The organism is Pararhizobium sp. PWRC1-1, from assembly GCF_049897905.1.
Classification (GTDB): Bacteria; Pseudomonadota; Alphaproteobacteria; order Rhizobiales; family Rhizobiaceae; genus Pararhizobium.
This window is the reverse complement of sequence record NZ_JAFCXE010000063.1, coordinates 1-1,432: the sequence shown is the minus strand read 5'-3', so window position 1 is coordinate 1,432 and position 1,432 is coordinate 1. Positions and strand designations below refer to the sequence as shown.

Here is a 1,432-nt window from a genome sequence, read left to right as displayed (position 1 = left end):
TGTGGCGGCAGGATTGAAATGTCCGGATCCTAGCAAAGTTAATGTGTCACTTTGGGCGGCATCTTAGCCCTTTAGAAATGCGACACTCGGCATGTCCCCTGGCACTGAGGCAAGCCCCCGACCGGACCGGCTGGGCCGGGTTGCAAGGGAAGGGAGGGGGCGGGTGAGACGTACCATCCGGCTTTCGCTTTACGACGATCCGATCGGCCATTCACTCGGCAGCTTGCTGCCGCAACAGGGCCTTCTCACGTCGCGCAATGACCGCCGGATCGTTCATGGAATCCGTGCGTCTTCCGGGTTTGCGACCTGTCGGCTTGTAGCCGTTCTTGTCGCTATTTGTCTTCACGGCCGGCGTTACCTCCTGGTCCTGGCGCTCTTTGACATAGGCCAGCACTTCGCCGAGCCGCTTGTTCTCGGTAATTGCCGCATGCGTTACCCGTTGGTCCTTGTCGAACACCGTATAGGGTAGGGAATGTCCCTTCCAGCGCACATCGAGCCGCCCATCCGCATAGGCATAGGTCTCGACGTAGCGGCCAACCAGACCGCGCGTCATCTCGGTCTCCTCCAGCATGATCCGCTTGCGCTCAAACGAAAACGTCAGCTGCGATCCAACATAACGCTGCTCGCGCTTGCACAGGATCTCGGCCAATCGATCCGGCACCAGATTCAGCGGCCGGTGCAAATCATCGGGTCGGGCAGGGACGACTGAAAATCGCGCATTGTAACGGTCCATGAAACTCGACAGAAACGCGTTGCCAGCCTTGATGTTATCGATCCCGGCCAGCCGCAGGGCCTTGACCAATCGATCCTGCAGTGTCCTGTTCATCCGCTCGACGCGCCCCTTGGCCTGGCTCGAATTTGCGCAGAGAATCTCGACGTTTAGCTCGCAGAGCGCACGCCCGAACTGGGTCATGCCCTGGCCGCCCTTGGCATCCTTCTTTGCCACCCGGAACACCGAATGCTTGTCCGAATAAAACGCAACCGGTGCACCGTGATCCTGCAGATAGAGCTCCAGTGCCTCGAAATAACTAAACGCACTTTCGGATCGAACGAACCGTAGCTGCATCAGCTTGCCGGTCGCATCGTCGATGAACACTAAAAGCGTGCAAGGATCGCCCCGGCCTTCGAACCAGCGATGATCCGAACCGTCAATCTGTACCAGCTCGCCATAGGCCTCGCGCCGCAATCGCGGTTGATGAAACGTCCGGCGCTGCTTGCGCGAAAGCCAGATGCCAGCAGCCGTCATCCACTTCCGTAACGTCTCGCGCGAAACACGCAGCCCATCACGCTCCGAAAGCATCTCCGAAGCCAGGGTCGGACCGAAATCTGCGTAGCACTCACGTACCAATGCTACTGCATAATCCCGAACCCCGGAACTGATCCGGTTGTTCGACGGCCGCCCAATCGCCTTGTGGCGGATCGACGCCGCACC

Annotated in this window: 1 protein-coding gene; it reads right to left on the bottom strand. The window is 59.2% G+C overall.

Features of this window, described 5'->3' with window-relative positions; genetic code table 11:
* Nucleotides 1-211: 211 nt before the first annotated feature.
* A partial coding sequence (locus ACP7E0_RS34865) for an ISNCY family transposase (RefSeq protein WP_426131920.1) occupies nucleotides 212-1,432 on the bottom strand: 1,221 nt, incomplete at its 5' end.